At 41.6% G+C, this 25,062-nt stretch carries 19 protein-coding genes and 2 pseudogenes; 12 read left to right on the top strand and 9 right to left on the bottom strand.

Annotation, left to right across the window (positions count from 1 at the left end; all coding sequences use genetic code 11):
• The first annotated feature begins 8 nt into the window (after window positions 1-8).
• The 10 genes and pseudogenes from VSQ62_RS28475 to VSQ62_RS28430 all read left to right on the top strand — a co-directional run bounded on the left by VSQ62_RS28475 (window position 9) and on the right by VSQ62_RS28430 (window position 9,088).
• Window positions 9-1,181 carry a DUF4422 domain-containing protein gene (locus VSQ62_RS28475; RefSeq protein WP_334638264.1) on the top strand — a complete coding sequence of 391 codons (1,173 nt, stop codon included), beginning with the start codon at window positions 9-11 and terminating at the stop codon, window positions 1,179-1,181.
• Between the two features lie 27 nt (window positions 1,182-1,208).
• Complete coding sequence (locus VSQ62_RS28470; protein WP_334638263.1) at window positions 1,209-2,420, top strand: DUF4422 domain-containing protein; 1,212 nt, start codon at window positions 1,209-1,211, stop codon at window positions 2,418-2,420.
• Between the two features lie 95 nt (window positions 2,421-2,515).
• Window positions 2,516-3,178, top strand: coding sequence for a ribulose-phosphate 3-epimerase (locus VSQ62_RS28465; RefSeq protein ID WP_334638262.1), 663 nt, complete (start codon window positions 2,516-2,518; stop codon window positions 3,176-3,178).
• Window positions 3,179-3,196: 18 nt separating this feature from the next.
• Window positions 3,197-3,871, top strand: a pseudogene (locus tag VSQ62_RS28460) (UDP binding domain-containing protein); the annotation flags it as partial.
• Between the two features lie 280 nt (window positions 3,872-4,151).
• A complete protein-coding gene (gene dcd, locus VSQ62_RS28455) occupies window positions 4,152-4,739 on the top strand; it encodes a dCTP deaminase (protein WP_334638261.1) in 588 nt (195 codons plus the stop codon).
• Window position 4,740: 1 nt separating this feature from the next.
• On the top strand, window positions 4,741-5,196 hold the full coding sequence (locus VSQ62_RS28450) for a hypothetical protein (protein WP_334638260.1): 456 nt from the start codon (window positions 4,741-4,743) through the stop codon (window positions 5,194-5,196).
• 2 nt (window positions 5,197-5,198) lie between these two features.
• Window positions 5,199-5,426, top strand: coding sequence for a DUF1653 domain-containing protein (locus tag VSQ62_RS28445; protein WP_334638259.1), 228 nt, complete (start codon window positions 5,199-5,201; stop codon window positions 5,424-5,426).
• Window positions 5,427-5,560: 134 nt separating this feature from the next.
• Complete coding sequence (locus tag VSQ62_RS28440; protein WP_334638258.1) at window positions 5,561-7,486, top strand: N-6 DNA methylase; 1,926 nt, start codon at window positions 5,561-5,563, stop codon at window positions 7,484-7,486.
• Entirely contained in the window at window positions 7,487-8,257 is a 771-nt protein-coding gene (locus VSQ62_RS28435; RefSeq protein WP_334638257.1) for a toll/interleukin-1 receptor domain-containing protein, read from the top strand. It begins immediately after the preceding gene.
• A gap of 72 nt (window positions 8,258-8,329) precedes the next feature.
• A complete protein-coding gene (locus VSQ62_RS28430) occupies window positions 8,330-9,088 on the top strand; it encodes an IspD/TarI family cytidylyltransferase (RefSeq protein ID WP_334638256.1) in 759 nt (252 codons plus the stop codon).
• A 76-nt stretch (window positions 9,089-9,164) separates the two neighbouring features.
• Here VSQ62_RS28430 and VSQ62_RS28425 read toward each other — a convergent pair whose 3' ends face one another.
• The 6 genes from VSQ62_RS28425 to VSQ62_RS28400 form a co-directional block, all read right to left on the bottom strand.
• Window positions 9,165-10,754, bottom strand: a complete 1,590-nt coding sequence (locus tag VSQ62_RS28425) for an AAA family ATPase (RefSeq protein ID WP_334638255.1) — start codon at window positions 10,752-10,754, stop codon at window positions 9,165-9,167.
• 230 nt (window positions 10,755-10,984) lie between these two features.
• Entirely contained in the window at window positions 10,985-13,102 is a 2,118-nt protein-coding gene (locus VSQ62_RS28420; protein ID WP_334638254.1) for a glycosyltransferase, read from the bottom strand.
• Window positions 13,103-13,116: 14 nt separating this feature from the next.
• Entirely contained in the window at window positions 13,117-15,135 is a 2,019-nt protein-coding gene (locus VSQ62_RS28415; RefSeq protein ID WP_334638253.1) for a glycosyltransferase, read from the bottom strand.
• 122 nt (window positions 15,136-15,257) lie between these two features.
• A complete protein-coding gene (locus tag VSQ62_RS28410) occupies window positions 15,258-16,199 on the bottom strand; it encodes a flagellin N-terminal helical domain-containing protein (RefSeq protein WP_334638252.1) in 942 nt (313 codons plus the stop codon).
• Window positions 16,200-16,401: 202 nt separating this feature from the next.
• Window positions 16,402-17,982 carry an AAA family ATPase gene (locus tag VSQ62_RS28405; RefSeq protein WP_334638251.1) on the bottom strand — a complete coding sequence of 527 codons (1,581 nt, stop codon included), beginning with the start codon at window positions 17,980-17,982 and terminating at the stop codon, window positions 16,402-16,404.
• A gap of 168 nt (window positions 17,983-18,150) precedes the next feature.
• Complete coding sequence (locus tag VSQ62_RS28400; RefSeq protein ID WP_334638250.1) at window positions 18,151-18,288, bottom strand: hypothetical protein; 138 nt, start codon at window positions 18,286-18,288, stop codon at window positions 18,151-18,153.
• 313 nt (window positions 18,289-18,601) lie between these two features.
• On the opposite strand from VSQ62_RS28400, the gene VSQ62_RS28395 reads away from it, so the two are divergent.
• Window positions 18,602-19,861: an IS110 family RNA-guided transposase gene (locus tag VSQ62_RS28395; RefSeq protein WP_334638249.1), complete on the top strand. Its 1,260-nt coding sequence runs from the start codon at window positions 18,602-18,604 to the stop codon at window positions 19,859-19,861.
• Window positions 19,862-20,260: 399 nt separating this feature from the next.
• On the opposite strand, the gene VSQ62_RS28390 is transcribed toward VSQ62_RS28395, so the two are convergent.
• Window positions 20,261-21,238, bottom strand: coding sequence for a flagellin N-terminal helical domain-containing protein (locus VSQ62_RS28390; RefSeq protein ID WP_334638248.1), 978 nt, complete (start codon window positions 21,236-21,238; stop codon window positions 20,261-20,263).
• Window positions 21,239-21,544: 306 nt separating this feature from the next.
• On the opposite strand from VSQ62_RS28390, the gene VSQ62_RS28385 reads away from it, so the two are divergent.
• A complete protein-coding gene (locus VSQ62_RS28385; protein ID WP_334638247.1) occupies window positions 21,545-23,125 on the top strand; it encodes an AAA family ATPase in 1,581 nt (526 codons plus the stop codon).
• Window positions 23,126-23,177: 52 nt separating this feature from the next.
• Here the strand turns inward: VSQ62_RS28385 and VSQ62_RS28380 are convergent, their stop codons facing one another.
• Complete coding sequence (locus tag VSQ62_RS28380; RefSeq protein WP_334638246.1) at window positions 23,178-24,140, bottom strand: flagellin N-terminal helical domain-containing protein; 963 nt, start codon at window positions 24,138-24,140, stop codon at window positions 23,178-23,180.
• 174 nt (window positions 24,141-24,314) lie between these two features.
• Window positions 24,315-24,900: pseudogene (locus VSQ62_RS28375) on the bottom strand (recombinase family protein).
• Window positions 24,901-25,062: the final 162 nt, after the last annotated feature.

Genomic DNA, 25,062 nt, shown 5'->3' with positions numbered 1-25,062 from the left:
AAAAGATCATGAGTTATTACTATGCAGACCACATTATCAAGCAGCTAAAGAACGCCCCACAGCTTATAGTCTTTGGAGCAGGCAATGTAGCATCCCTTGTCATAGAATGTCTCCAAAGTGAATTCTATAGCTTTACGATAGAGTACTGCATGGTATCTGATATGGAAGGTAATCCAGAACAGGTGAAAGGAGTTCCGGTTATAGACTTCGAGGCGGCAAGTGAATTGGTACATAGAGATTCTATAATCTTGATCGCAATCGTGGAAACGTATTTGGGAGCTGTAATGGACAGGCTTCGGGAGCATGGCTACAAGAACCTTCTTCCGCTTACATTCGAGAATGATCTGTGGAGTATGCTTCGTGGAAATGTGTATCGGAGTGAGAGATTATCACAGAATAAGAGTTATCTGACTATAGAGGATGAATTGTCAGTGTCTGGGGAACAGGCAGAAGAGGCGCTAAGTGTAGAGAAGTGTGTAGATCATCGAGTGATCAGCATTTATTCTGCGAGATGCCATATGGATAAGAAATTAGATGAGGATATTTCAAAATATGCATGGGAGATACCAATTCAGGTGGGAGCGGCCTTAACCGATAAGCAGATCTGTGATATTCAGGATAACAAAGGCGATCATATCTCGGATAAGAATGGGCAGTATTGCGAACTTACGGCCTTGTATTGGATCTGGAAGAATGATTGTTCGGACTATGTGGGACTGGGGCATTACAGAAGACATTTTGAATTGAATGAAGAACAGCTACAGCAATTGGCCAGGTCTGATATAGACGTTGTACTTACGATTCCGATTATGGATATTCCAAGCGTGGAAGTTACATACCGGCGTGACCATATTGGCACAGACTGGGATGTGATGTTGGAGGCTGTTCAAATGTTTTCTCCAGATTATATGGATACGGTTAGAAGGATGCAAAGGGGCCAATTCTATTATGCGTATAACATGTTTATTATGCGTAGGGAGATTCTGGAGGATTATTGCAAGTGGCTGTTCCCTATATTATTTTACTGTGAGGACCATTGTGAAGAGCGATGCAGGGAGAAGCGGAACGCTTATCAGAGTCGATATATAGGTTTTTTGGCGGAACATCTGATGTCGGTTTATTTTATACAGCATGAGAATGAATATAAGATTGTCCATGCGAGAAAGCATTTCATATTGTAACGGGTATTGACAGAAACGGAGAATGTTATGGGGAAAATATACTTTACCAGACAACAGTCCACCCGTTCGGGCAGGGACTTGCATCATGGGAAGTCCGAATGGGTATACATAGTCGGAGCGCATTCACGGGCACAGACGTTGGCTGTATATCTGAAGTATTTATATCCGGATACTTCGATAGAAGCATATCTGGTCAATAATGAAGAGAAAAATCCGGAATTCATAGGGGGGATACCGGTAATCCATTTTCACGGGAATTCAAAACGATATAGTGAATCCATGAGTTTAGCGCCTGGTTGTTCAGAGACAGATACGAAGTATTTAGAATTGTATACAGAATACCCGGTTTATATCGGCACAAGAGGAATTTACCATGAAAAGCTAATTTCGGAACTTCAAGAGTGTGGATTTACCAAGATATATCCGGTTACAGTGGAACTGGATCTTAGACTGCGCAATGCGTATTTGGAGAGATATTTTACATCAATTGGAAGAGAATTTATTAAAATAGATCAATTAGATGCGGTAAAGAGAACGGCTGTTGGACAGCCAAGCCGGGCGGTCTATGTGGTAAGGAGTACTTGTGATAAGGAATTACAGCAGCCATATGATCTGGCAGATTATGAGACAGAGATCCAGGCGGGGGCAGCGTTGACGCAGAGACGTTTATCAGAAGAGATGCTTACAGATGCAAGCGGAGATAATATTTCTTATCGCAATAAGCAATTTTGTGAATTGACAGCTTTGTACTGGATCTGGAAGAATGCCAGCGAAGAAGTGGTGGGAATGGTGCATTACCGGAGGCATTTTATCCTTCCAGAAGATTGGTGTGAGCAGATGGAGTCATACAATATAGATGCTATCTTGCCGACTCCTCTATATGTTGCGCCGAGTCTTGCCGAGAATTACAGATCACGGCATGATTCGTCAGACTGGGATTATATGATGGAATATTTGAAAATACAGGATGAAGAAATCTATCAAGGCGCAAGAGATTTTTTTGGACATAACTTGTACTCACCTTGTAATATGTTTATTGTGCGAAAAAGTGTACTGAATGATCTGTGTAAGTGGCTGTTCCCGATTCTGAATGCAGTTGCGGCACATGGGGGGCAGAAGGAGGATAATTATTTAAACAGATATCCAGGATTCATATCCGAGCGGTTAATTTCTTATTTTTTTGAAAGATATCGGGATAAATATAAGACGGTATATGCAGACAAGAATTTTTTGCCATAAATTTTCATTGAAGCAACAGCATAAAATTGTTATACTATCTAATACACGTAGATTGAAGCAACAAATTTATAAAGTAGAAATGAGGATTGACAGATATGAATTTCGAATTAACCGCCTCCATGATGTGTGCCGATTACGGCAATCTGGAGCGAGAAGTGAAGAACCTGGCAGAAGGCGGTATCGACTCCTTCCATATTGATATCATGGACGGACGATATGTGCCTAATTTTGCTATGTCATTGAATGATATGAGATACATAGCATCTGTATCGCCCAAACCGTTGGATGTACATCTGATGATCGAGCATCCCAACAACCGGATCGACTTATTCCTGAATAATCTCCGGCAGGGGGATACCGTCTACATCCATCCGGAAGCGGAGTATCATCCGTCCACCACATTGCAGAGCATCATCAATGCGGGGATGGTGCCGGGAATTGCGATCAATCCGGGTACCAGTGTGGAGACGGTGATGGAGATGCTCAGGATCGTCAAGAAGGTGCTTGTGATGTCGGTGAACCCGGGCAATGCAGGGCAGATGTTTCTGCCGTATGTAGGCAAGAAGATTACCAAGCTGCTGTCGATGAAGGAAGATATGGACTTTGAGCTCTACTGGGACGGGGCCTGCAGCGCGGATAAGATTCTTGAATTCGCGCCGAAGGGAGTCAAAGGATTCGTGCTTGGAACGACGCTGTTATTCGGGAAAAAGAGGCCGTATGGGGAGACGCTGCAGAAGATCCGGGAACTGCAGTTTTGATAATTTGGTGAGAAGTCGGAATGGGCGGAGATATTTGCCGGGCTTCTGAGAGAAGGGGCGGTGAAGAAGGATATGCCGATCCTGCTCATGAACCCGACTGAGGCGGAGGCGGTGAAGTTATTTGCCAATACCTATCTTGCGCTGCGGGTTGCGTATTTTAACGAATTGGATTCCTACGCGGAGATCAAGGGTCTTGATACCAGTCAGATCATAGAAGGAGTTTGCCTGGACCCCAGGATTGGGGCGCATTATAATAATCCTTCCTTCGGTTACGGCGGATATTGCCTGCCCAAGGATACGAAGCAGCTTCTGGCGAATTATGAAGATGTCCCGCAGAATATCATGCGGGCGATTGTGGAGGCGAACCACACTCGGAAAGACCATATTGCGGATATGATATTGAAGAGGCATCCGCGAGTAGTCGGGATCTATCGTCTGACGATGAAGATGGAATCGGATAATTTCAGACAGTCGGCGATCCAGGGGGTCATGAGACGCTTACGTGGAAATGGTGTGGAAGTGGTGATCTATGAGCCGGTGCTTGAGAGTGATGTCTTTGACGGGTATAAGGTGATTCATGATCTGAAGCGGTTCAAGGAGACGGCGGATGTGATAGCAGCGAACCGGATCACGGATGAACTTGCTGATGTGAGGGAGAAGGTCTATACGAGAGATATCTATGTTCGGGATTAGTCTTTGGTGAGAGTTGAAAAACATTGACAAGCGATCCGCGAAGTCCGCAAGGTGAGTGATAATTATCGTTGCTATGGAATCAAGGGGCAGAAGGAAGTACCGGAGGGGGCGGAATATTTATCTGCAACATTTATTATCGTGAGATTAAGCAGCAACTGCGGGAACTTAAAGATTTTTGACAGGCAGGATGCTGATGAGTCTGGAAAATTCGTTTTTTTCGTTGTATTTTGTTTACGATATGATATAATTAAAAGATAATCTTATAGAGGAGGGGTGCAATATGATTCTTACAGATAAAAAGATAAGAGAATTAGCAAAAGAAAACGAGCTCATTACTCCTTTTGAAGAAGAGAATCTTCAGAGTGAATCTTATGATGTCACGATTGGAACGGAACTTACTGTAATGAAAAAAGAGATACGATGTTTGGACATTTCCAAACAAGATGACATTGACAGCGCGTATCGGCATATAGATATTTCCAGAGACGGATATATCATCTCGCCAAAAGAATATGTATGGGTTTCATTGGGTGAGATGATCAAATTGCCCGATAATCTTACGGCGCACATGCGGCCAAAGACAAGATATACAAGATTGGGATTAATTGTAGGTGACCAACATTGTAATTCTACATATACGGGACATTTGAGAATAGGTATATTTAATGCAACGGATTATCCGATTCGTATTTATTCAGGTGTTACGATTGCGCAGCTTGTATTTGAAGAGTTGGACGGTATACCATCTTCTGAAAAATTGTATAAGAATAAGCAGAATGCACATTATCAGAATGAAAATGGAGCATTTAGGGGCGCTAAATTTGACGACGAGTATTTAGATTCTTTGTGGGATAAGATATTAGAGTGATATGGGTGAGTTAGACAGAGTTCTTGATACGGTGATGAAAGATAAAGCTGAGCTTATTATGCAGGAAGCAACTGAGGAGGAACGGGAAGAGATTATCACGTCATTGCGTGAGCATAAAAAACGGGAAATAATTGCAGAAATTCGGAAAGAGTATAAGGAAGAGTTAATTCAGGAAGCGTATAGTGAGGCTAAGAAAGCATCAGAGCGCCAAAAGATTGAGGATTTGAAATCACTTATGTGGAGTGGATTTTTGCTTGCCTTTATTGTTGGGCTTGCAGTTAATCAGACAACGGATATTATTGGATATTATAAGGGAACTGTGACAGTGGATAAGATATGGCCAACAGCAATGATTACAATCATACTTTGTCTTATTTGTCTGGGAGCATATTTGTATAGTTTTTTGCAAAAGGTTATATCCATATATGATGAATGGAAAAGTAATAAGAGAGAATGACTATGAGAATAATAGAGGTTGATAAAAAGTATAGACATTTTAAGGGGAATTATTATTATGTAATGGCAATAGCAAAGCATTCAGAGACAGGTGAGTTATATGTGGTTTATAAGGCTTTGTATGGAGATAATGGCGTGTATATTCGTCCATACGAGATGTTTGCTTCAGAGGTTGACCATAAAAAATATCCAAAGAGTGATCAAAAGTACAGGTTTGAATTAGCTGATTAGAGAACAGAAAAACAGGGGTAGCGTAAGGGACGGTCGTTACCCCATGTTAATATTACTAATTTTATGAATTCAAATACATAATTTTACATTTCCACAGATATATGGTATACTCTTCCAAAAGGGAGGTTCCGGTGATGAGGAATATAATAGAGTATTATTGGCGGGCACTGCAGAAGAAGCTCCCGGAGGAACAAACGTTTTATCTGTTTATCATTATGATATTCACCGGATTTTGGGGAAGACGCTGCAAAGCCGTCGGTGCAGAGAAGTTTACATATCAATATTTCTACAGAGTAGTCCAGGATATACGGATATATGACACAAAAGAAGCAGCATTCCGCCTGGGAGAGAAGATTGACTGGATATTACTGGAGACGGATGAGGAGTTAAAGGAAGCGGTACAGGCGGCATTTGAAGAGATCGGCCGTTGGCAGTCATGCCCGCAGCCGGGGACATCTAGGGACAGGGTGTGGGGTGATATCCTTCTTGATGCGGTACTGGAATTAGCTGGAACGACTGGCGGATATATCGCAACGCCTCAGAGTATCCGGCGTCTGACCGGGGAACTGCTTGGCGGGGTTAACCCGGAGAGTATCGCGGATTTTTGCTGCGGGATCCTGGTATTTGGCGTAGATATGTGCAGAGACATTTGCAGGAAAAAGAAGAAAGAATTATCACAGATTTCTCTTTACGGGGCGGAGATGGACGCGATTCTGTGTGCGGTCGGGACGATGATGATGGAGATGTACGGGATACGCGGCCGGATAGAGCAGAAGGATATTCTGACGCCGCCGGATAAGTCGGAGATGCCACTGTATGATCTGATCATTCTGGATATGCCGCGGGGAACGAATCAGAGAGTGGTCTGCGACATAAGAGACCCGCGGCTGGCGGTTTTTGGAAGAAAGACAGTGTATGCAGACTGGATATTTATCCAGGATGTCTTGTACCATCTGAAGGACGGCGGATATGCGGTGGTATTGTGTACGACAGGGGTGTTGATCCGTGCAAATGAGAAATGGTTTCGAGAGCAGGTAATCCGGCAGGACTATCTGGAGGCTGTGATCACGCTTCCCCCCAATCTATATCCGAATACGCGTACCGGGACGGAGCTTTTAATCTTCCATAAGGGAAAGACGGGTGGACAAAAGGGGAAGATTCTCTTCGTGGATATCAGCCGGTATTATTTTCGGGAGAGGAGAAATGCATATGCAATTTCGGATGAGGGACATATAGCGGCATGCGCCTGCTACAGGAGATTTCTTTACGGAGATGAAGAAGGAGTTCGCGACAGGAATATAGATAATTTGGGGAAAATAAGTGTAATTCTGCGATGTGATGCACTGGATAAGCAGACTTGTTCCTGGAAACCGATTCAGTACATACACCAGGAGCAGGAGATGGTAAAGGACGGAAGTATCTGTCTCTCTGATATTGCCGATATCGTCCGGGGGGCTCAGATTGTGAAGAAGGATACACGGGACACAGGTGAGGCAGTGTATTTTCCAGACAAAAAAGCATCTGTCAGAAGGAGCGAGAAGACGCAGGATTCAGGTGGAACCGCATATTTTCTGAATATAAAAGATATTCAGGAGGGAACAGTCAGGTACGACACAGCGGAAAGGATCAGCGGCTGCAACCCGGCGTGCAAAGATAAATACCGGATACGGGAGGACGATATTCTGCTTACATCCAAGGGAACTGCTATCAAGATGGCAATTGTGGGGCAGGATCCACCGCTTGCATTTATCAGCGGAAATATTACTTTGCTCAGGGTAAAGAGACCGGCATATGATCCTTACGTGCTGTTTCATTACCTGGATTCTGAGAAGGGCAGAATTTCTTTGGAGCAGATCCAGTCCGGGACTACCATACGGATATTAAATAATACGAATCTGATGGCGTTAAGAGTGCCGCTGTATGAGATTGAAAAAATGCAGAAGATCGGCAGCCAATTAAAGGAAAAAAGAGAGATATTTTTGAAAAAGCAGAGATCTTTGATTGAGAATTATGATACGGAGAGGAAGATTTTATTAGATTTACTGAAGGAGGAGAGGTAGATGGCAAGAGTATTTATCAGTTCCAGTACCAGGAATCAGGAACTTGCAGAGTGTTTTATTGAGTTTATCCGGCTCGGTATGGGGGTGCCAAAGAGCGATATATTCTGTACGGCATTTCCGGAGGCGCTGCCGACGGGGGAGAATTTTATCGAGAAGATCCGGACGGAGCTGGAGAGCTGTGACGCGGTCATTTCTCTTATCACGGAAGAGTATTTGAGAAGCACCTTCTGTATCGTTGAGATGGGGATTGCATGGGGGATGAGGAAATGTTATTTTCCGTTGCTGTTTGTGCCGTATGAGCGGCTTAACAGCACTCCTCTGTGCGGTGTGCAGATGCGGTGCCTGGACAGCAGAGAGGATATCAGCACAGTGTATGATGAATTATTTGAAAGCCATGTCATAAAGGGGAGGCAGACGGCGGAATTCAACAGAAGGCTGCCGGCCTTTATAGAGCGTATGAGCGGGCTTAAGCAGGGGAATTACAGAATCGGGATGGATAAAGACGGCTATTATACGGCGGTGATCCGCGAAGTCCGCAAGGTGAGTGATAATTATCGCTGCTATGGAATCAAGGGGCAGATTCAGGATCCGCCGGATGAAGGGGAGGCAAATAGCGACTGGATCTTTTTCTGGCGGGGAGTGTACCCGGATCTTCAGGTGGGCGACTGGGTTCGGTTCAAAGTGTCCAAGTCTGAGGTGAGACAGTTTCCAGATATCGGAAGTGCTCGCAATCTCTATCCGTCGGAACTGGAAAAATGTTCGGGGTGTTAGTACGGTGCTAACTGCGCACTTTATTTTATATTTCTGTAAATCGCTGCGAAATTATTTTAGGAAGAGGTACATATGAATATTGCACTTATTTTATCCGGCGGAACCGGAACCAGGATGGGGGTCGATGTCCCCAAACAGTATATGGAAGTTGCCGGGAGACCGATCTTCACTTATTGTGTGGAGAGCTTGTTATCCCATGACAGGATTGATGCGGTACAGGTTGTGGCAGACCCATTATGGCAGAAGGAGATCTTGGGATGGTATAGGCGGCGGACTGCTCAGAAAGCAGGGGTTGATGCAGACCGGGAGGCAGGCCAAGGAAGAGAGACTGACAATATCTTGTGGGAGAAGAAGTTCAGAGGATTTTCGGCTCCGGGCGAAACCAGACAGTTATCCATTTATCATGGGTTGGAAGATATTATGGAATATGCGGATGATACGGACTATGTATTTATCCATGATGCAGCAAGACCGTTGCTTTCAGCGGAGATTATCGCAGATTGCCTGGACGGTGCGTTAGATCATGATGGCGCTATGCCGGTTCTGCCCATGAAGGATACCGTTTATTATAGCCGGTCGGGTAATGTTGTCGACCGGTTACTTGACCGCAGTACGATATATGCGGGACAGGCGCCGGAGGTATTCTTGCTTGGCAGATATTATGAGGCTAACAGGAGCTTATTGCCGGATCGGATTTGGGAAATCAACGGGTCGACGGAACCGGCGGTTCTGGCAGGGATGGATATTGCGATGATTCCCGGAGATGAGAAGAACTTCAAGATTACGACGATGGCGGATCTGGAGAGATTCCGGTCGATAATTGACAAATAACGGTACTTTTCAGGTACTGCAGGGAGTTCTTCTTTTTGCTCTATTAGGAACAAAAAGAAGAACTGACAACCTTTTTTTAAAATCTTATATTCGATAGAGTTTCAATTTTACAGGTATGTTTTTTGGTCTCTTTTGTATAATTAATAGCAACCAAAAGAATATTTCCAGTATATCCTTTGATCCAATTAGCATACTGCCTTTCTTTAATCTGGGCAATAGCTCCTTCAGCAGATTTATTCCATTTCAATTCCACAACCAATGCCGGGCAATCAACTCCCTTCTTAGGGAGATAGACGACATCAGCAAAACCTTTTCCAGAAGGGAGTTCCATGATTGGATTCAAATAGTATACTTTAGCACTATAATAAGCCATAAGAATAACACTTGCAAGCGAATTTTCATCGTTATATTTTAGAATAGATGTCGTTTCGCTATGAATTGCAGCTACAGATTTTGCTACGGCATCTTCGTTGCATGCCCATGTGCATCGAAGAAGATCTTCTGAACGATTTAATGACTGTATTAAACCATCCCATCCAGGGTCGTCTACTGCATTCATAAATTCTTGTATAATTTCTTGATTAGGAATAAATGCTTCGCTGGTGTTTTTATCATAAGTCAGATAGCCCAAATGAACCAGAAGAGTAAGTACATCATCTTTCGTCTTAAACGTAGTCATATCATTTTGGAATTTTCGGGTGTTTATTTTGCACTTTCCATTTCCTATCATCATAGAAACCGCTTCTTTTAGTCCATCAAAATTCATATCTATATAAATTTTTAAGGCTTCATAGGTTTCTGTCCCTGTCCAATAACTCTGAAATTCTTTCCAAATCAACACATCAGATACTGATTTTGGATTATAGATATGGAGACCGCCTAATCGATATCCATCATACCATTTCTTCACTTCCTCGTAGTCCACCCCATGTTCTTTACATTGTTGTTGAACTTCATCTTCTGTGAATCCAAAATATTTCCCTAAATTTTTGGGAGAAATCATAGAATATTCGTCAAAAATATTAATTGCAGAATGTTCACCATACTTCTTAATTGGAAGAATTCCGGTCATATATGCCAAGTCTACATATTCAGCGCCTTTGAAGAGTCCGCGTAAAAAATCCAGATATTCTTTTTGTTTTTCTTTTCGGTCTTTTGCTAATTGGAATACACAATCCCATTCATCTATAATAAAAATAAATCCATTGCCTGTTTGCACAAATATCTGTTCCAGAACTGATTTTAGTTTCCGATTCCTCCTGGGAATAATATCTGTACATTCTGGAAAAAGCTTTATTAACTCCAGAATCACCCATTTTTCTATTTCATAAATAAATGTATTGAGATCTTTTTTAGTTTCCAAAAAACGTTGAATATCAAGACGGATTACATTATGTTGATTCAGGTGAAGAGTAAAAGATTTATCTTTTTCGGCTGATTTTCCGGAGAATAATTTTGTAGAATCACAACCTTTACTATAATATGCAACGAGCATGTCGGCGGCCATAGATTTTCCAAAACGCCGCGGTCGGCTGACACAAATATTTTTTTGTTTTGTATTAATAACACTATTTGTATATGAGATTAGTTCACTTTTATCTATATATATTTTTGAATTTATTGCTTCTGTAAATGCTGTATTTCCTGGATTGACATAGGTTCCCACAGATTAACACCTCTTTCAGAGTATTAATAGACCGTATTTAATGTTGTAGTTCCAAATATAAAAAAACTGCACGCCATAATCACCTAACCATAATAACTGCTACGCTTATATTATCATGGATTTTTAAACTCAACAACTATTATTTTCCTTTCCTGTAAAGAGCTGCCGCATCAGATCAAGGTTTTATCTAATACAGCGTCTGGTGCGGCAGCTCTATGAATTTTGGTATATTAATAGCTTCCCTGGCGCAGTATCTCTTGCTTCAGCCGCAGAATTTCAAGATCATCAGGCAGGAGTGATATCAGCTGAGAATTTACGCCGTAAGCGTCGGCCCATTGTCTGTTCTCCATCAATCCATACAGCATCTGTTTTACCTGCGTACCCAGAACCTTAAATTCTTCGGAAACAGGCTGTGGAGGATTCGCAAGCTTCTCAGTCAGATACTTTGTCAGCCCGCTGACTGCAATGGACAATTGCGGGTTAAGATGCAGGGCTTCTGTCAGAAGAGGAATGCAGCCCGCATAGTCTTCTTTCTTGATCAATTGCAGAACATTCTGAATCCGCACGGCGAATTTATACTGTGCCGGCAGAATATAACAATCCAGGTTATTCAGAATCTCATCCCGGTAAATCATCTTTGCGTCAGCGATAACACTTCCGCAGTAGCTTTCCAGCAGATCTAACAGGCGCAGCGGCTCTAACAGGCCTTGTGTAAGCTGCTTTTCCAGAAAATGCTGATGAAGTCTTTCGGCAAGAAGCGAATGGTCGGATAATTCAGGAAGAAGCTTCTGATAGAATGCATTCATCTCAGGAAGTTCAATCTGCTGGGCCAATGATTTTGTGCAAATATTCCAATCATCGAGAGAGAGATTTTCCAATAAAATCTTTAGCGAGAATCCGTTTCTAATGGCCATTTTCAATAATTGCGGCAGAAAATATACCGGGCAGTCTGCGGCGCAGAGCTGCCAGAACTTATATACTTCGTTGGCGTCGGCCTGTGACTGCCGCTCGGCATAATAAGCCTTCTGAAGATTGACATAGAAGTTATCTGCAGTAAGCCGGGAGTAGCTTTCCAGAATATGTTCGGTCTGATCGGCATATATTCGTTTCCATTCTTCCAGATTCTCATACTGTGGTTGCGACTTGGCTGTATCTTCCCAGGGGATCCATGAAAGTATCTGAGATATTACGTTCTCTTTATTCTCTGTAGAAGGTCTGTCAGCCGAATTGTTACTGGTCGGTGCTTCAATGGAATCGTTATTGGTCGATGCTTCAATGGAAGCTTTCTTGACTTCAGAAGCGAAGAATAAGCCCTTCACATAAGTTATCGCAGCCTGTGTCTCACCGCTGGAGAATGTCGAAGTAATACCGTTCTGTGTCATAGATTTCTCCGGGTGTTTCCATAGATATTCGAGGATCTCCCTGTATTGCAGGACATACTGCAGCCCCTTTTCATATTCTTTCAGATTCCAGCAGAAGCCAACGAGCATAGCGGTCAGGTTCAGCTTGCCGACTTCCAGAAGCCGGGAAGAGCCTGACAGGGCTTCCCCTTCCTCGAATGCAAGCTTCGTATCTCCGCTGTAGGAAATGAAGCGCGGAAGCTCGAGCTGCAGCCACATCTCCAGAGGTTCCGGATGGCTTGTCATCCGGGCAAGTTTCAGACCTTTCCGGCAGTATCGGATCGCCGTATCATAGTCCTGTGTGCTGCCATATTCCTGAGCCGCCTGGGCATATAGATGGGCGGAGGCGGGTTCTGTTTCCAGCCTTTTTTGCAGCAGAGAAAGATTACGGTCGGATTTGGCGGATTGTGCGGTATCATTTTTTACACCGACATAGCCAAAATGATGTACAAAGGTGCCAAACTTCTTGCTTGGTTCAGGATAGGGCTTTATATTTTCATGGATTGGATAAACAAACCGTGTCTCAGACGATAATCGGCACATACGTCCTACATAGGCGTCTGCGTAAGAGCTGCCCTCCCAGTCATTATAATTGCGCTGAATATAGAACGCAGTCTGATATTGCCGGTATTCACCGCTTTTGAAGAAATGGATGATCTCATCCGTGTTCTCGAACCATTCATCATCATCGAGATAGAGGAACCATTCTCCTTTGGCGGCGCTCAATCCCACATTCCGGGCCTTGGAGAAATCATTGCACCAGGTAAATGGGATGATGTGCGAGGTGTATTGCTCTGCCAGTTCGAGAGTCTCCGGGCTGCTTCCGGTGTAGACGACGATCAGTTCGCTGTCAAGCTCGCGAAGGAGCGGCTTGAGAGAGGACAGGCATCGTCCCAGGGTTGCCATCCGGTCGGAAACCAGCAGAGAGATGGTAAGTTGTATGTTCATAGTGGATCTCCTTATCAGGATATATGTTTCATAATTTCTTGCTTTATCTTAACAACTTCAAGGTCTCCCGGCAAGAGCGCAAGGAGTTGGTCTGCCACGCCATAAGCTTCGCCCCACTGTTCATTAGCGACCAGCCCGAGAAGTACTTGTTTCACCTGGTTGCCAAGAATTGTGAATTCTTCAGAGACCGGCTTTGGAGGTTCTTTCATTTTCTCTTCCATATAATCGCTCAGACAGCCAATAACAACAGACATATCCGGATAAGTGTGAATAGCTTTGCGGAGAAGGGATATGCAGTCCGAATATTTTCCCTGCTCAAGAAGTTCTAATACTTTTTCGGCCATGAAAACGAACTTATATCGGGATGGAAGTGCATAGTAGTCTGGGATGGCAAGAATCTCTTCTCTGTAAAGAGTTTTTGCTTCCTTGTGTATACTCTTGCAATAATCCGCCAATAATTCCAAAAGCCGTGATGTTTCTGTCATTCCTTGAGAAAGTTGTTTCTCCAGCAGACTTTGTTCAAGTCTTCCGGCATAAATGGGATAATCGTTCATCAGCGGACGCATATCTTCCAGGAAAGCGGGTATATCTGAGACTTCCATCCGGTTGGACAATGACTTCGTATAAGCATCCCATGTCTCAATAGAAGTCTGTTCTAATAGAGGATTAAGGGAATAGCCATTCCTTCTGGCTAATTCTACGATCTGATTCATAAACTCAGACGGACAATTTCCGGCACAGATTCTGAAGCATTGTTCTCCGGCAGCAGTCATATGATTTTCTTCAGCATACAAGACTTTCTGAATATTTACATAGGGATTATCCGTATGAAGCCGGAAATATCCTTCAAGAATTGTATCTTTCAGTTCAGGATGTGTTGCTTTTAACTGTTCCAGATAGCTGTAATGCTTTTGAACCTGTTTCTCATCATCCCAGGGAATCCAGGTAAGAATCTCACGAAACTGTCTGGTATCTCCCAATTCGGCTGTGATGAGCAGACCGGCAACATAGGTGGCCATTGCATGCTGAAGGGCCGTTGTATATGTGACAGATCCGCCGGTCTGGCGTTCTGCCTTTTCTGGATTCTTTTCCAGATGCTTCATTACCTTGCGATAGCTCAGAACGTGCCGGAGTCCTTTCTGATATTCGTCTAGATCCCAGCATAATGTGGCAATGATACTGTGGATATGTGCCTGTCCGACTTCCAGAAGACGGGGGGATAGAAGGAGTTGCTCCCCCTCCTTAATAGCTTCTTCATGTCTGCCCAAAGCAGAGAGCATAACCGGTAAATGTACTTGCATCCACATCTCATAGATATGGATGCGCTCTTCTTTGGCTGCGAGCTTCAACCCCTCACGGCAGTACTCTATAGCAGTTTCTTCTTCGTTGATATAACGGTATTCCTGAGCCAACTGCATGCAGATATGCGCGGTTGGATGTTCATCATAGCTTTTGCGAAGCAGGGCGGTATTCCGTTCAACCTTCTTCTGGCCCTCGGATGCGGAGCCGTTTTCTACATATCCAAAGTGATGGACGTAGCTTTTTAGAATTTTCCGCGGATCGTCGAAAGGATACAGACCTTCATGGATAGGGGAAACGAATCTGATATCCGGTGTCAGCCGGCACATGCGGCCTACCTGAGCGTCATTATAGGAGCGTCCCTCCCAGTCATCATAGTTGCGCTGAACATATGTAGCTGTCCTATATTCGCGGTATTCTCCGCTTTTGAAGAATTGAATGATTTCATTCACATTCTCGAACCATTCGTCATCGTCCAGGTAAAGAAACCATTCTCCTTTTGCTTCTATAAGACCGGCGTTTCTTGCTTTTGAGAAGTCATTGCACCAGGTAAATGGGATAATATGGGATGTGTATTGCTTTACGGTTTCCAGAATATCTGGATTTTTGCCAGTGAAAACAACAATCAGTTCACTGTTTATCTCTTCAAGGAGGGGAAGGATGGAATCCAGGCACCGCTTCAGGGTTTCCTTTCGGTCCGATACAAGTAGTGAAATAGTAAGCTGTAATTTCATAAAAGACTGCTCCTTTTTTGCGTTAATGATATAAATAATATAGCATAATCTTTGGATATGCGCAAATGAAGAAAAGGCTTCTTTCGAAAAAGAAGCCTTTTCCCATATGAAAATCTAATTAATTACTGAAGTAACTGGAGAACTCCCTGCGGTACCTGATTCGCCTGAGCAAGCATAGCCTGAGCGGACTGTACAAGAATGTTATTCTTGGTGTAAGCCATCATCTCCTTAGCCATGTCTACGTCACGGATACGGGACTCAGCAGCTGTGATGTTCTCTTCCTGAACACTTAAGTTGTTGATGGTGTGATCTAAGCGGTTCTGCATAGCACCGAAGTCGGAACGCATGGAGGATACCATGTCAATTGCTGCCTGTGCTACGGAGATTGCGTGTCTTGCACTATCTGCGCTTGTTAAATCAATATTATTGATAGTTACAGCATTTTCCTTCGTACCAGTTATAGTTGTAAAGTTTGTTGTGCCCAATGTTTTTTCAAAGGTCGTCGAATTTGTTGAGTGAAGTCCAAGCGTCTTGCTGCTCATTGACTGGAATGTCACTTTTAACTGGTTAGATGTCTCGTGAGAGTCACCTACATGAAGTGTAATGTTAGTTTTTGTTACTGTACCTGTCTGACTTGTCCCCGCTCCTGTTGATGTGAATAGCTTTGTTCCATTGAAATTAGCTGTTTGGCTAATTCTGTCAATTTCTTCATTCAGACGCTGAATTTCCTTCTGCATCTCCTGACGGTTCGTTGTAGAATAAGTTCCGTTAGCAGACTGTGTAGCCAGCTCAACCATACGATTCAGCATGGAGTGAACCTCTGTCAGAGCACCCTCAGCCGTCTGTACCAGAGAGATACCATCATTCGCATTCTTCTGAGCGGTAGCAAGACCTGTGATCTGTGCACGCATCTTCTCGGAGATAGCTAATCCGGCAGCGTCATCACCAGCGCGGTTAATTCTGTAACCAGATGATAACTTTTCAAGACTCTTACCTACAGAAGAGTTGTTGTTTATCAAATTCCTGTGTGCATTCAATGCAGTAATATTATGTTGGATTCTCATATTCTTTCCTCCTTGAAAATAGTCAGGGAATTCCGTTTCCCCGCATAATTATAAACAATTTGTGTATAAAAGAAGGTTTCAGAAAATCGAACAAACGTACTCCTTTAGACCTGCCGGCGAACTGTCCGTTAAAGTTACACGTTCACGGATTAGTCTGGCCGGGTTTTCCGTATTGACGTACACTTTGCATTAAAGTTCTTCATCATGAATATTTCTCTATGATACACTGATGTTCTTTTTCCTTTTTGTCATAATTTAATCCAACAAGAAGAATACTTCCACTATAATTTTCCAATGCTTTTATATATTTTTTCTCTTTGATTTGTTTTATTGCTGTATTGGCAGATTTGTTCCATTTAAGCTCTATTAATAATGCCGGGTATTCAGGATATTCTTTTTTGGGCAGAAATACAAGATCGGCAAATCCTTTTCCCGTTGGAAATTCTCTGATAGGCTTAAAATAATATTCCATAGCGCTAAGATAGGCAATACTCAAAACACTACTCAGAGAATTTTCATTATTATACTGTATAGCAGAGACATAGTTTGCATGGATATCTTCAATGATTACAGCAACGGTATCTGAATCCAGGTCAAGAGTTGCACACAAGAGCTCCTCTGACTTCAGCTGCAGTTCAATTAGTTCGTTCCACTTTCTACGTTTTGTTATTTTGACAAACTCACTACGAATTTCTTCGTTAGGAATAAACACTGTACATTTTTTTTCGTTGTAAGCAAGGTATCCCAGATGGATCAGTACCGTCAATATGTCATCTTTATCTTTGAAGGTTACCATATCATTTTGATATGAACTTACATCAATCTCCACAGCCTCACCAGATAGCATCCTGATAATATCTTCCTTAAGCCCATCAAAATCCATTTCAATTAGTGGAATGATGGACTCATAAGTGCCTGTCATGGACCAATAGCTTTTAAAATTTCCACGTAACATAACACTGACAACTGCTTTTGGGTTATATATATGCTCTCCATTTAGCCGATAACCGTCATACCAACGTTTCACCTCGCCGAAATTTCTGTTGTACTTTTGGCATAAATTTCTGACTTCATTTTCTGTAAATCCTACATATTGTGCCAATAAATCTGTATCCAACATAGTAAATTCATCAAAATTGTTTAATGCAGACTGCGTTTTGATCTTTTTAATCGGAAGAATTCCAGTTAAATACGCCAGATAAAGGAATTCTGTGGGTGCAGAGCCCTTGAAGAGCCCTCGAAGCAGGTTGATATATTCATCTTGCACTTTTGTATTTTCTGCTTCATCACGAATTAAACTATCCCATTCGTCAATAATAATGATAAATTTTTGACCGGTTACTTTATTAATTATGGCAAGTGCATCCGGTAAAGATTTTATATTATCAGGTATTATATTAGGAAAAAATTCTTCTAATTCTTTTAGAACATTTTCTTCGATATATGAAACCGTCGTCTCGGCTAATCTTGCCGTAGTATAGCACCATTGTACGTCGATACGTATCACATTATATTTATTCAAATGTTGTTGAAAACTATCTTTTTTACTGATTATACAGTCTTCAAACATCTTCTTTGAATCACATCCCTTACTGTAATAAGCAACGAGCATATCTGCAGTAATTGATTTTCCAAAACGGCGGGGACGGCTATTGCAGATAAGTCCTTCCTTTGAACCAAGTACTTTGTTGGTATAACTCAAAAGTTCCGTCTTGTCAATATAAATCTCTGAATTCAATGCAACTTGAAAGGCACTGCTATTTGGATTAACATAAGTTCCCATTCGGATTTTCCTTCCTATATTGATTCCTTTTTATCTTATCAATTATGATTAATCTTATCATTATTTTGTACAGAAAACAAGAAAGCCCTTGATTCCTATCTAATATTTTTATGAAAATTCGAACAAATGTACTTCTTTAGACTCGCGCAGACAGCATCTGGATATCGATTAGAACTGCCCGTTCATTTTCTTTGGTTTTGATTTCGGATAGGGGAGTAGGGGCAGGGATCTCTTCACCGTCTTCTTCCAGTCCATTAAGGACACAGCTGAGAAGTTCGCGTGCTGATAATAGAACATCATCATCATTATACCCCTGCTTTCTGCGGAAGACACCAATGCGTCATGAAACATGTGCACTGGCTAACTTTTACTATCTTATTTATTTTCCTTCTGCTATTATCTACTTATAAGACTGACACACTACAGAACACGTGGAGGTAATTGGCGGGGCTGTATAGCGGCGACCTCGTATCATTATATGTTGTCGGTCATCCGTTAAGGCATCAATGATTGGCGCATTACTGTAGCCCGTAAACTTATCTCTTCCGAAGTCGACTCGATCTCGCCGGATGACCAGTCACTGTCAGTTTTATTACTATAAATATCAGGAGGTAGTTACTTGTCTTTCAAAATTTTAAAATTTAATTGCTGTGGTCTTGATGTCCACAAAACATGGATCTATGCCTGTATCGGTATCACTGATTCCAATAATCGTACAGAGTATAAGCAGGCTCGCTTTTCTTCCTTCACAAAAGGATTGAATGAGCTGTGTGACTGGCTTGCAAAATACAACTGTAAAGATGTATGCATGGAATCTACCGGAAAATATTGGATCCCTGTTTTCAATATCTTAGAGCAACATGAAATATGGGTTACTCTATCGCATCCCAAATACACAAAACCCATGAAAGGAAATAAAACCGACCGCAAGGATGCGAAATGGATTTGCGACTTATACATGTGTGGTATGGTCAAACCTTCCTTCATTCCACCTGCTGACATCAGAGAACTTAGGGATCTCGTAAGATACCGTTTCAAACTCACCTGTATGATTACCGGCGAGAAGAACCGTGCTCAGAATTGTCTTACCGTATCCAATCTGAAGCTTGATGATGTTTTTTCTGATGTATTTGGTAAATCCGCCCGTTCTATTACGGAACAGATTTTGCAACACCCTGGGGAAAAATTTGATGTATCACCATTTGCTGACAGTCGCTGTAAAACTCCTATTGAAGAAATACAGGCCGCTGTTGATGGTGCCATCTCTAAAGAGCAGGCCGTGAAACTTAGACAGTGCCTTAATCACATGGATGAACTCCAAAAGCACATTTCAGAAGTAGAACAGGAAATCCTTCGTCTCACTGATAAATATGAGGCTGCTTTAAACCTAATAAGGACTGTTCCTGGATTCAATAAGAATCCAATGACTGCAATTCAAGTGCTTTCAGAGATTGGCGGTGATATGTCTGTCTTCCCCACAGCGAAACACCTCGTCTCCTGGGCAGGATGCTGTCCCCGAAATGATAAAAGCGATCGCAAAATCAAATCCACTAGGATTTCCCGTGCTGGTTCCTATTTTAAACCAGTTCTGGTGCAAATTGCAAATGCTTTAATCAAATCTAAAAAACATCCTGAATTTACTGCTCGCTATAAGCGCATTAAAGCACGCCGTGGCCACAAGAAAGCCATCATCGCCATCTGTCGTATGATTCTGACCGCTATCTGGCACATACTCACAGATTTAAAGCCATATACAGCAGATGGTTTTCTTGAATCCCGTCCTGTAGTGAAAGAAAAAGTTCTTACTACTTCACAGGCACTTAATTTACTGAAGCAACGAGGATATATCATCAAAGATGAGTCTTTATCTGCTTGCTAATTAGGTGTTGCGTTTATATTCAATTTTTCAGCCATCGAAAGATGGCGTATTTGTGATGCCCAATTTTATTTTCTATCCGCTACCTCTTTGTTTCAAACTTAGCACCACAGGTAGCACATTTTATATCAGGAAAATTAATGGCGATTTCTTTCCCAGGTTCATAGATGAGGATAGCGGGATAAAAATAGCGTTCTGCTTTTTTCATGCATTTAGAATGATTTCTTTACACATATTGTCATCCTATGACTTCTTCAAAAATCTGGTAATATTTTGTTTGCTGGAATTAACTATGACATAAAAGAGAAAAAACACGAATATACGATTGAAAATGGAGAAAAGAATTATAACATCTAAAAAACCTGCCGATGGCAGGCTTTTTAGATATGAAAATTCAATTAATTACTGAAGTAACTGAAGAACTCCCTGTGGTACCTGATTCGCCTGAGCAAGCATAGCCTGAGCAGATTGAACAAGAATGTTATTCTTAGTGTAAGCCATCATCTCCTTAGCCATATCTACGTCACGGATACGAGACTCAGCAGCTGTGATGTTCTCTTCCTGAACACTTAAGTTGTTAATGGTGTGATCCAGACGGTTCTGCATAGCTCCGAAGTCGGAACGCATGGATGATACCATGTCGATAGCACCTTGAGCTACAGAGATTGCATGTCTTGCACTATTTGCTGTTGTTAAATTGATTTGCTTGATAGTAACGGCCTTAGTTCCATCACTGTTACCTGCTGTCAAATTCATAAAATTCCCTGCTGTCGTTCCATCCGTCGTACCTAACGTTTTTACGAAAGTTGTTGAATTTGTTGAATGAAGTCCTAAAGTTTTACTACTCATTGCCTGGAAGGTTACTCTGAGTTGGTTGGCTGTATTATGTGAGTCACCTACGTGAAGAGTAATCTTCTGGGTGCCTACACTTGAACTAGTTCCGTCCACTGCCCCAGACATTTTAGAACCAGTAAATAATAGAGTTCCATTGAAATTAGCCGTCTGGCTGATTCTGTCAATTTCTTCATTCAGACGCTGAATTTCCTTCTGCATCTCCTGACGGTTCGTCGTAGAATAAGTTCCGTTAGCAGACTGTGTAGCCAACTCAACCATACGATTCAGCATGGAGTGGACTTCTGTCAGAGCACCCTCAGCGGTCTGTACAAGAGAGATACCATCGTTCGCATTCTTCTGAGCGGTAGCAAGACCTGTGATCTGCGCACGCATCTTTTCAGAAATTGCTAATCCGGCAGCGTCATCACCGGCGCGGTTAATTCTGTAACCGGATGATAACTTTTCAAGACTCTTACCTACAGAAGAGTTGTTGTTCGTCAAATTCCTGTGTGCATTCAATGCAGTAATATTATGTTGGATTCTCATATTCTTTCCTCCTTGAAAATAGTCAGGGAATTCCATTTCCCCGCATAATTATAAACAATTTGTGTATAAAAGAAGGTTTCAAAAAATCGAACAAATGTACTTCTTTAGACCTGCCGGCGAACTGTCCGTTAAAGTACACGTAAAGGGATAATATCTTCAAATCTCTGGGAAATTTCCAGATTGTATTTCCACGGAAATAATGTTAGAATCATTTTAAATAAGATAAATATCCTAACATTTGCTGATATTTGGGGTATTACGGAAGAACCTTAATCAACAAAGATAGCATAAATGAGGTGTTAATCTATGGGAACTTATGTTAATCCAGGAAATATTGCATTCCAAGAAGCTGTAAATTCAAGAGTCTATATAGATAAAAGTGAATTAATTCTATATACAAATAGTATTTTAAATACTACGCAAAAAAATATATGTGTCAGCCGTCCCCGCCGTTTCGGTAAATCTATGGCAACAGAGATGCTTGTTGCATATTATAGTAAAGGATGTGATTCTGCGAAGCTATTTTCTGGGAAGAAAGCCAAGAAAGATATGTCTTTTCTTACTCATTTGAATCACCATAATGTAATTCATCTTGATATACAGCAGTTTTTAGAATCAGAACGTGATCTTGATATATTCATCAAAGAGATAGAGTATTCAGTTATAGAAGAACTAATGGAAGTATTTCCTGAATGTCAAGGTTTTGATATTAACAGCCGTCTTAAGACGGTTTTAAATAAAATATTTAATCAAACCAATTCTGGATTTATTTTTATAATCGATGAATGGGATTGCGTTTTCCGGCTAGCAAAGAATCAAAAAGATATTCAGAAAGAATATTTGGATTTTCTGCGAGGTCTCTTCAAAGGACAGCATTATGTAGATATGGCATATATGACAGGAATTCTTCCAATTAAAAAGTACGGTGATCACTCTGCTATTAATATCTTTGATGAATATTCTATGATTTCCCCGAAGAACCTGGGGAAACATTTTGGATTTACAGAAGAAGAAGTTCAAAAGCAATGTGTAGAACATGAACTGGATTTTGCAAAGGTAAAAGAATGGTATGATGGCTATCAAGTGGGCAAATTCCATATCTATAATCCAAAGTCTGTTTCCGATGTGTTGACTTGGAAAGAATTCCAAAGTTATTGGACTGGTACCGAAACCTATGAAGCATTGAAGATTTATATTGATATGAATTTTGACGGACTCAAAGAAGCGATTATTGAAATGTTGAGTAACGGACACTGTATAATCGATCCGTCCACATTCCAAAATGATATGACCACATTTCAGATTAAGGATGATGTACTTACACTCCTTGTACATCTTGGATATCTGACCTATAATAAAGAATCACAAGAAGTCTCTATTCCTAACCAGGAAGTTGCTCAGGAATTTATGAGAGTAATAAAAGTTGGTGGATGGGAGGGCCTTGTTCGAGCAATTGAGAATTCCGAAGATTTGCTTAAGAAGACTTGGATGATGGACAATACAGCAGTTGCGGACGGTATTGCTAAAATTCATCAGGAAACTGCATCTATGCTAAAATACAATAATGAAAATTCACTTACCTGTGTGATCCTGATGGCATATTACAGTGCAAGGATATATTATATGAATCCCATTATGGAATTGCCATCTGGAAAAGGATTTGCAGATGTCGTATATTTACCGAAGAGAAATGCTGATTATCCGGCACTGATAATAGAGTTAAAATGGGATAAGTCTGCCGAAGGTGCTATTGCTCAGATCAAAAATAAAGAGTATACTGACTGGATCAAAGATTATTCCGGTGATATTTTATTAATTGGAGTTAATTATAATACAAAAGACAAAAAGCATGAATGTACAATTGAAAAGTGGAGAAAAGAATTATAACATCTAAAAAACCTGCCATCGGCAGGTTTTTTAGATATGAAAATTCAATGAATTACTGAAGTAACTGAAGAACTCCCTGTGGTACCTGATTCGCCTGAGCAAGCATAGCCTGAGCGGACTGAACAAGAATGTTATTCTTGGTGTAAGCCATCATCTCCTTAGCCATGTCTACGTCACGGATACGGGACTCAGCAGCTGTAATGTTCTCTTCCTGAACACTCAGGTTGTTGATGGTGTGATCCAGACGGTTCTGCATAGCACCGAAGTCAGATCTCATAGAGGATACCATGTCGATTGCTGCCTGTGCTACGGAGATTGCATGTCTTGCACTGTTCGCGCTTGTTAAATCAATATTATTGATAGTTACAGCAGTTGCACCCTTCTTATTGGTAGCCCCCATTGCAAATCCTGTTGTTCCTAATGATTTTACAAAAGTATTCGAATCCGTTGAATGAAGTCCCAGAGTAGAACTGCTCATTGCTTGGAATGTTACTTTTAACTGGTTAGCAGTATCATGAGAGTCACCTACATGAAGAGTAATCTTTGCTGTAGCAACTGTACTTACACCACCAGTTGTACCAGCATTTGTAGCAGCTTGTGCTGATGTAAACAATTTTGTTCCATTGAAATTAGCTGTATTACTGATTCTATCAATTTCTTCATTCAGACGAGCAATTTCCTTTTGCATCTCCTGACGGTTAGCAGTTGAATATGTTCCGTTGGCAGATTGTGTAGCCAACTCAACCATACGATTCAGCATAGAGTGAACTTCTGTCAGAGCACCCTCAGCGGTCTGTACCAGAGAGATACCATCGTTCGCATTCTTCTGAGCGGTAGCAAGACCTGTGATCTGTGCACGCATCTTTTCAGAAATCGCTAATCCTGCAGCATCATCACCAGCGCGGTTAATCCTGTAACCAGATGATAACTTCTCTAAGCTCTTCCCTACAGAAGCATTATTGTTCGTCAAATTCCTGTGTGCATTTAATGCAGTAATATTATGTTGGATTCTCATATTCTTTCCTCCTTGAAAATAGTCAGGGAATTCCATTTCCCCGCATAATTATAAACAAATTGTGTATAAAAGAAGGTTTCAGAAAATCGAACAAATGTACTCCTTTAGACCTGCCGGCGAACTGTCCGTTAAAGTACACGTTAACAGATGTTTTATTCCTGTTACTTTATAGGACTATTCTCTGCCTTCTCTATATTCCTTAATCCGCTTATAAAGTGTACTTCGCCCTATGCTACAATATAAAGCGAAGTCTTTGATCGAAAGATTTCCTGTTTCCCACTGCATATACAATTCAGAGAAATTATCTGGCATGGGAATAGGTGGCTTACCAAATTGAACACCCCTGGCTCTTGCCGCCGCAATACCTTCTGCCTGACGTTGGCGGATATTGTCACGTTCATTTTCTGCAACAAAAGACAAAAGCTGAAGCACAACATCGCTTATGAATGTTCCCAGCAAATCTTTTGCCATTGTTGTATCCAGCAATGGCATGTCCAGTATTCTAATGTCGGCTTTCTTTTCTTTTGTGATAATTCGCCATTGTTCTATAATTTCCTGGTAATTTCTCCCTAAACGGTCAATACTTTTAACGATGAGCAGATCTCCCTCCCGAATCCGTCTCATCATTCTTAGATATGAAGGGCGATTAAAGTTTTTACCGCTCTGTTTGTCAACATAGATATTTTTTTTTGCTGATCCCTAGATCAAGGAGGGATATCAATTGCCTTTCTATGTTTTGTTCCTGAGTAGAAACTCTGATGTAACCATATGTCTTTCATTCCATGTTCCGAACCTCCACATTTGAAATTTATTGCTTTCAAGTATACAAAAATATGGATTCTATTCACACTTTTTCTGTGTTGTGATACAATATGTGGAAACAATAGAGTCGTTCAGCTTGACAGACGCTACTCAATAATCT

Origin of the sequence: Sporofaciens sp. JLR.KK001, assembly GCF_036941055.1 — a bacterium.
In the GTDB taxonomy this organism is placed as follows: domain Bacteria; phylum Bacillota; class Clostridia; order Lachnospirales; family Lachnospiraceae; genus Sporofaciens.
The sequence above is the reverse complement of the archived record's forward strand: the minus strand, read 5'-3'. Positions and strand labels throughout refer to the sequence as shown.

Bases quoted from the DNA above. Each gene is read 5' to 3' on its own strand.
- VSQ62_RS28405 (WP_334638251.1), bottom strand. From the start codon at position 17,982: ATGGGAACTTATGTTAATCCAAATAGCAGTGCCTTTCAAGTTGCATTG.
- VSQ62_RS28430 (WP_334638256.1), top strand. From the start codon at position 8,330: ATGAATATTGCACTTATTTTATCCGGCGGAACCGGAACCAGGATGGGG.
- dcd (WP_334638261.1), top strand. From the start codon at position 4,152: ATGATTCTTACAGATAAAAAGATAAGAGAATTAGCAAAAGAAAACGAG.
- VSQ62_RS28440 (WP_334638258.1), top strand. From the start codon at position 5,561: ATGAGGAATATAATAGAGTATTATTGGCGGGCACTGCAGAAGAAGCTC.
- VSQ62_RS28390 (WP_334638248.1), bottom strand. From the start codon at position 21,238: ATGAGAATCCAACATAATATTACTGCATTGAATGCACACAGGAATTTG.
- VSQ62_RS28410 (WP_334638252.1), bottom strand. From the start codon at position 16,199: ATGAGAATCCAACATAATATTACTGCATTGAATGCACACAGGAATTTG.
- VSQ62_RS28445 (WP_334638259.1), top strand. From the start codon at position 5,199: ATGAGAATAATAGAGGTTGATAAAAAGTATAGACATTTTAAGGGGAAT.
- VSQ62_RS28385 (WP_334638247.1), top strand. From the start codon at position 21,545: ATGGGAACTTATGTTAATCCAGGAAATATTGCATTCCAAGAAGCTGTA.
- VSQ62_RS28465 (WP_334638262.1), top strand. From the start codon at position 2,516: ATGAATTTCGAATTAACCGCCTCCATGATGTGTGCCGATTACGGCAAT.
- VSQ62_RS28420 (WP_334638254.1), bottom strand. From the start codon at position 13,102: ATGAACATACAACTTACCATCTCTCTGCTGGTTTCCGACCGGATGGCA.
- VSQ62_RS28435 (WP_334638257.1), top strand. From the start codon at position 7,487: ATGGCAAGAGTATTTATCAGTTCCAGTACCAGGAATCAGGAACTTGCA.
- VSQ62_RS28400 (WP_334638250.1), bottom strand. From the start codon at position 18,288: ATGATGATGATGTTCTATTATCAGCACGCGAACTTCTCAGCTGTGTCC.
- VSQ62_RS28450 (WP_334638260.1), top strand. From the start codon at position 4,741: ATGGGTGAGTTAGACAGAGTTCTTGATACGGTGATGAAAGATAAAGCT.
- VSQ62_RS28470 (WP_334638263.1), top strand. From the start codon at position 1,209: ATGGGGAAAATATACTTTACCAGACAACAGTCCACCCGTTCGGGCAGG.
- VSQ62_RS28475 (WP_334638264.1), top strand. From the start codon at position 9: ATGAGTTATTACTATGCAGACCACATTATCAAGCAGCTAAAGAACGCC.
- VSQ62_RS28380 (WP_334638246.1), bottom strand. From the start codon at position 24,140: ATGAGAATCCAACATAATATTACTGCATTAAATGCACACAGGAATTTG.
- VSQ62_RS28415 (WP_334638253.1), bottom strand. From the start codon at position 15,135: ATGAAATTACAGCTTACTATTTCACTACTTGTATCGGACCGAAAGGAA.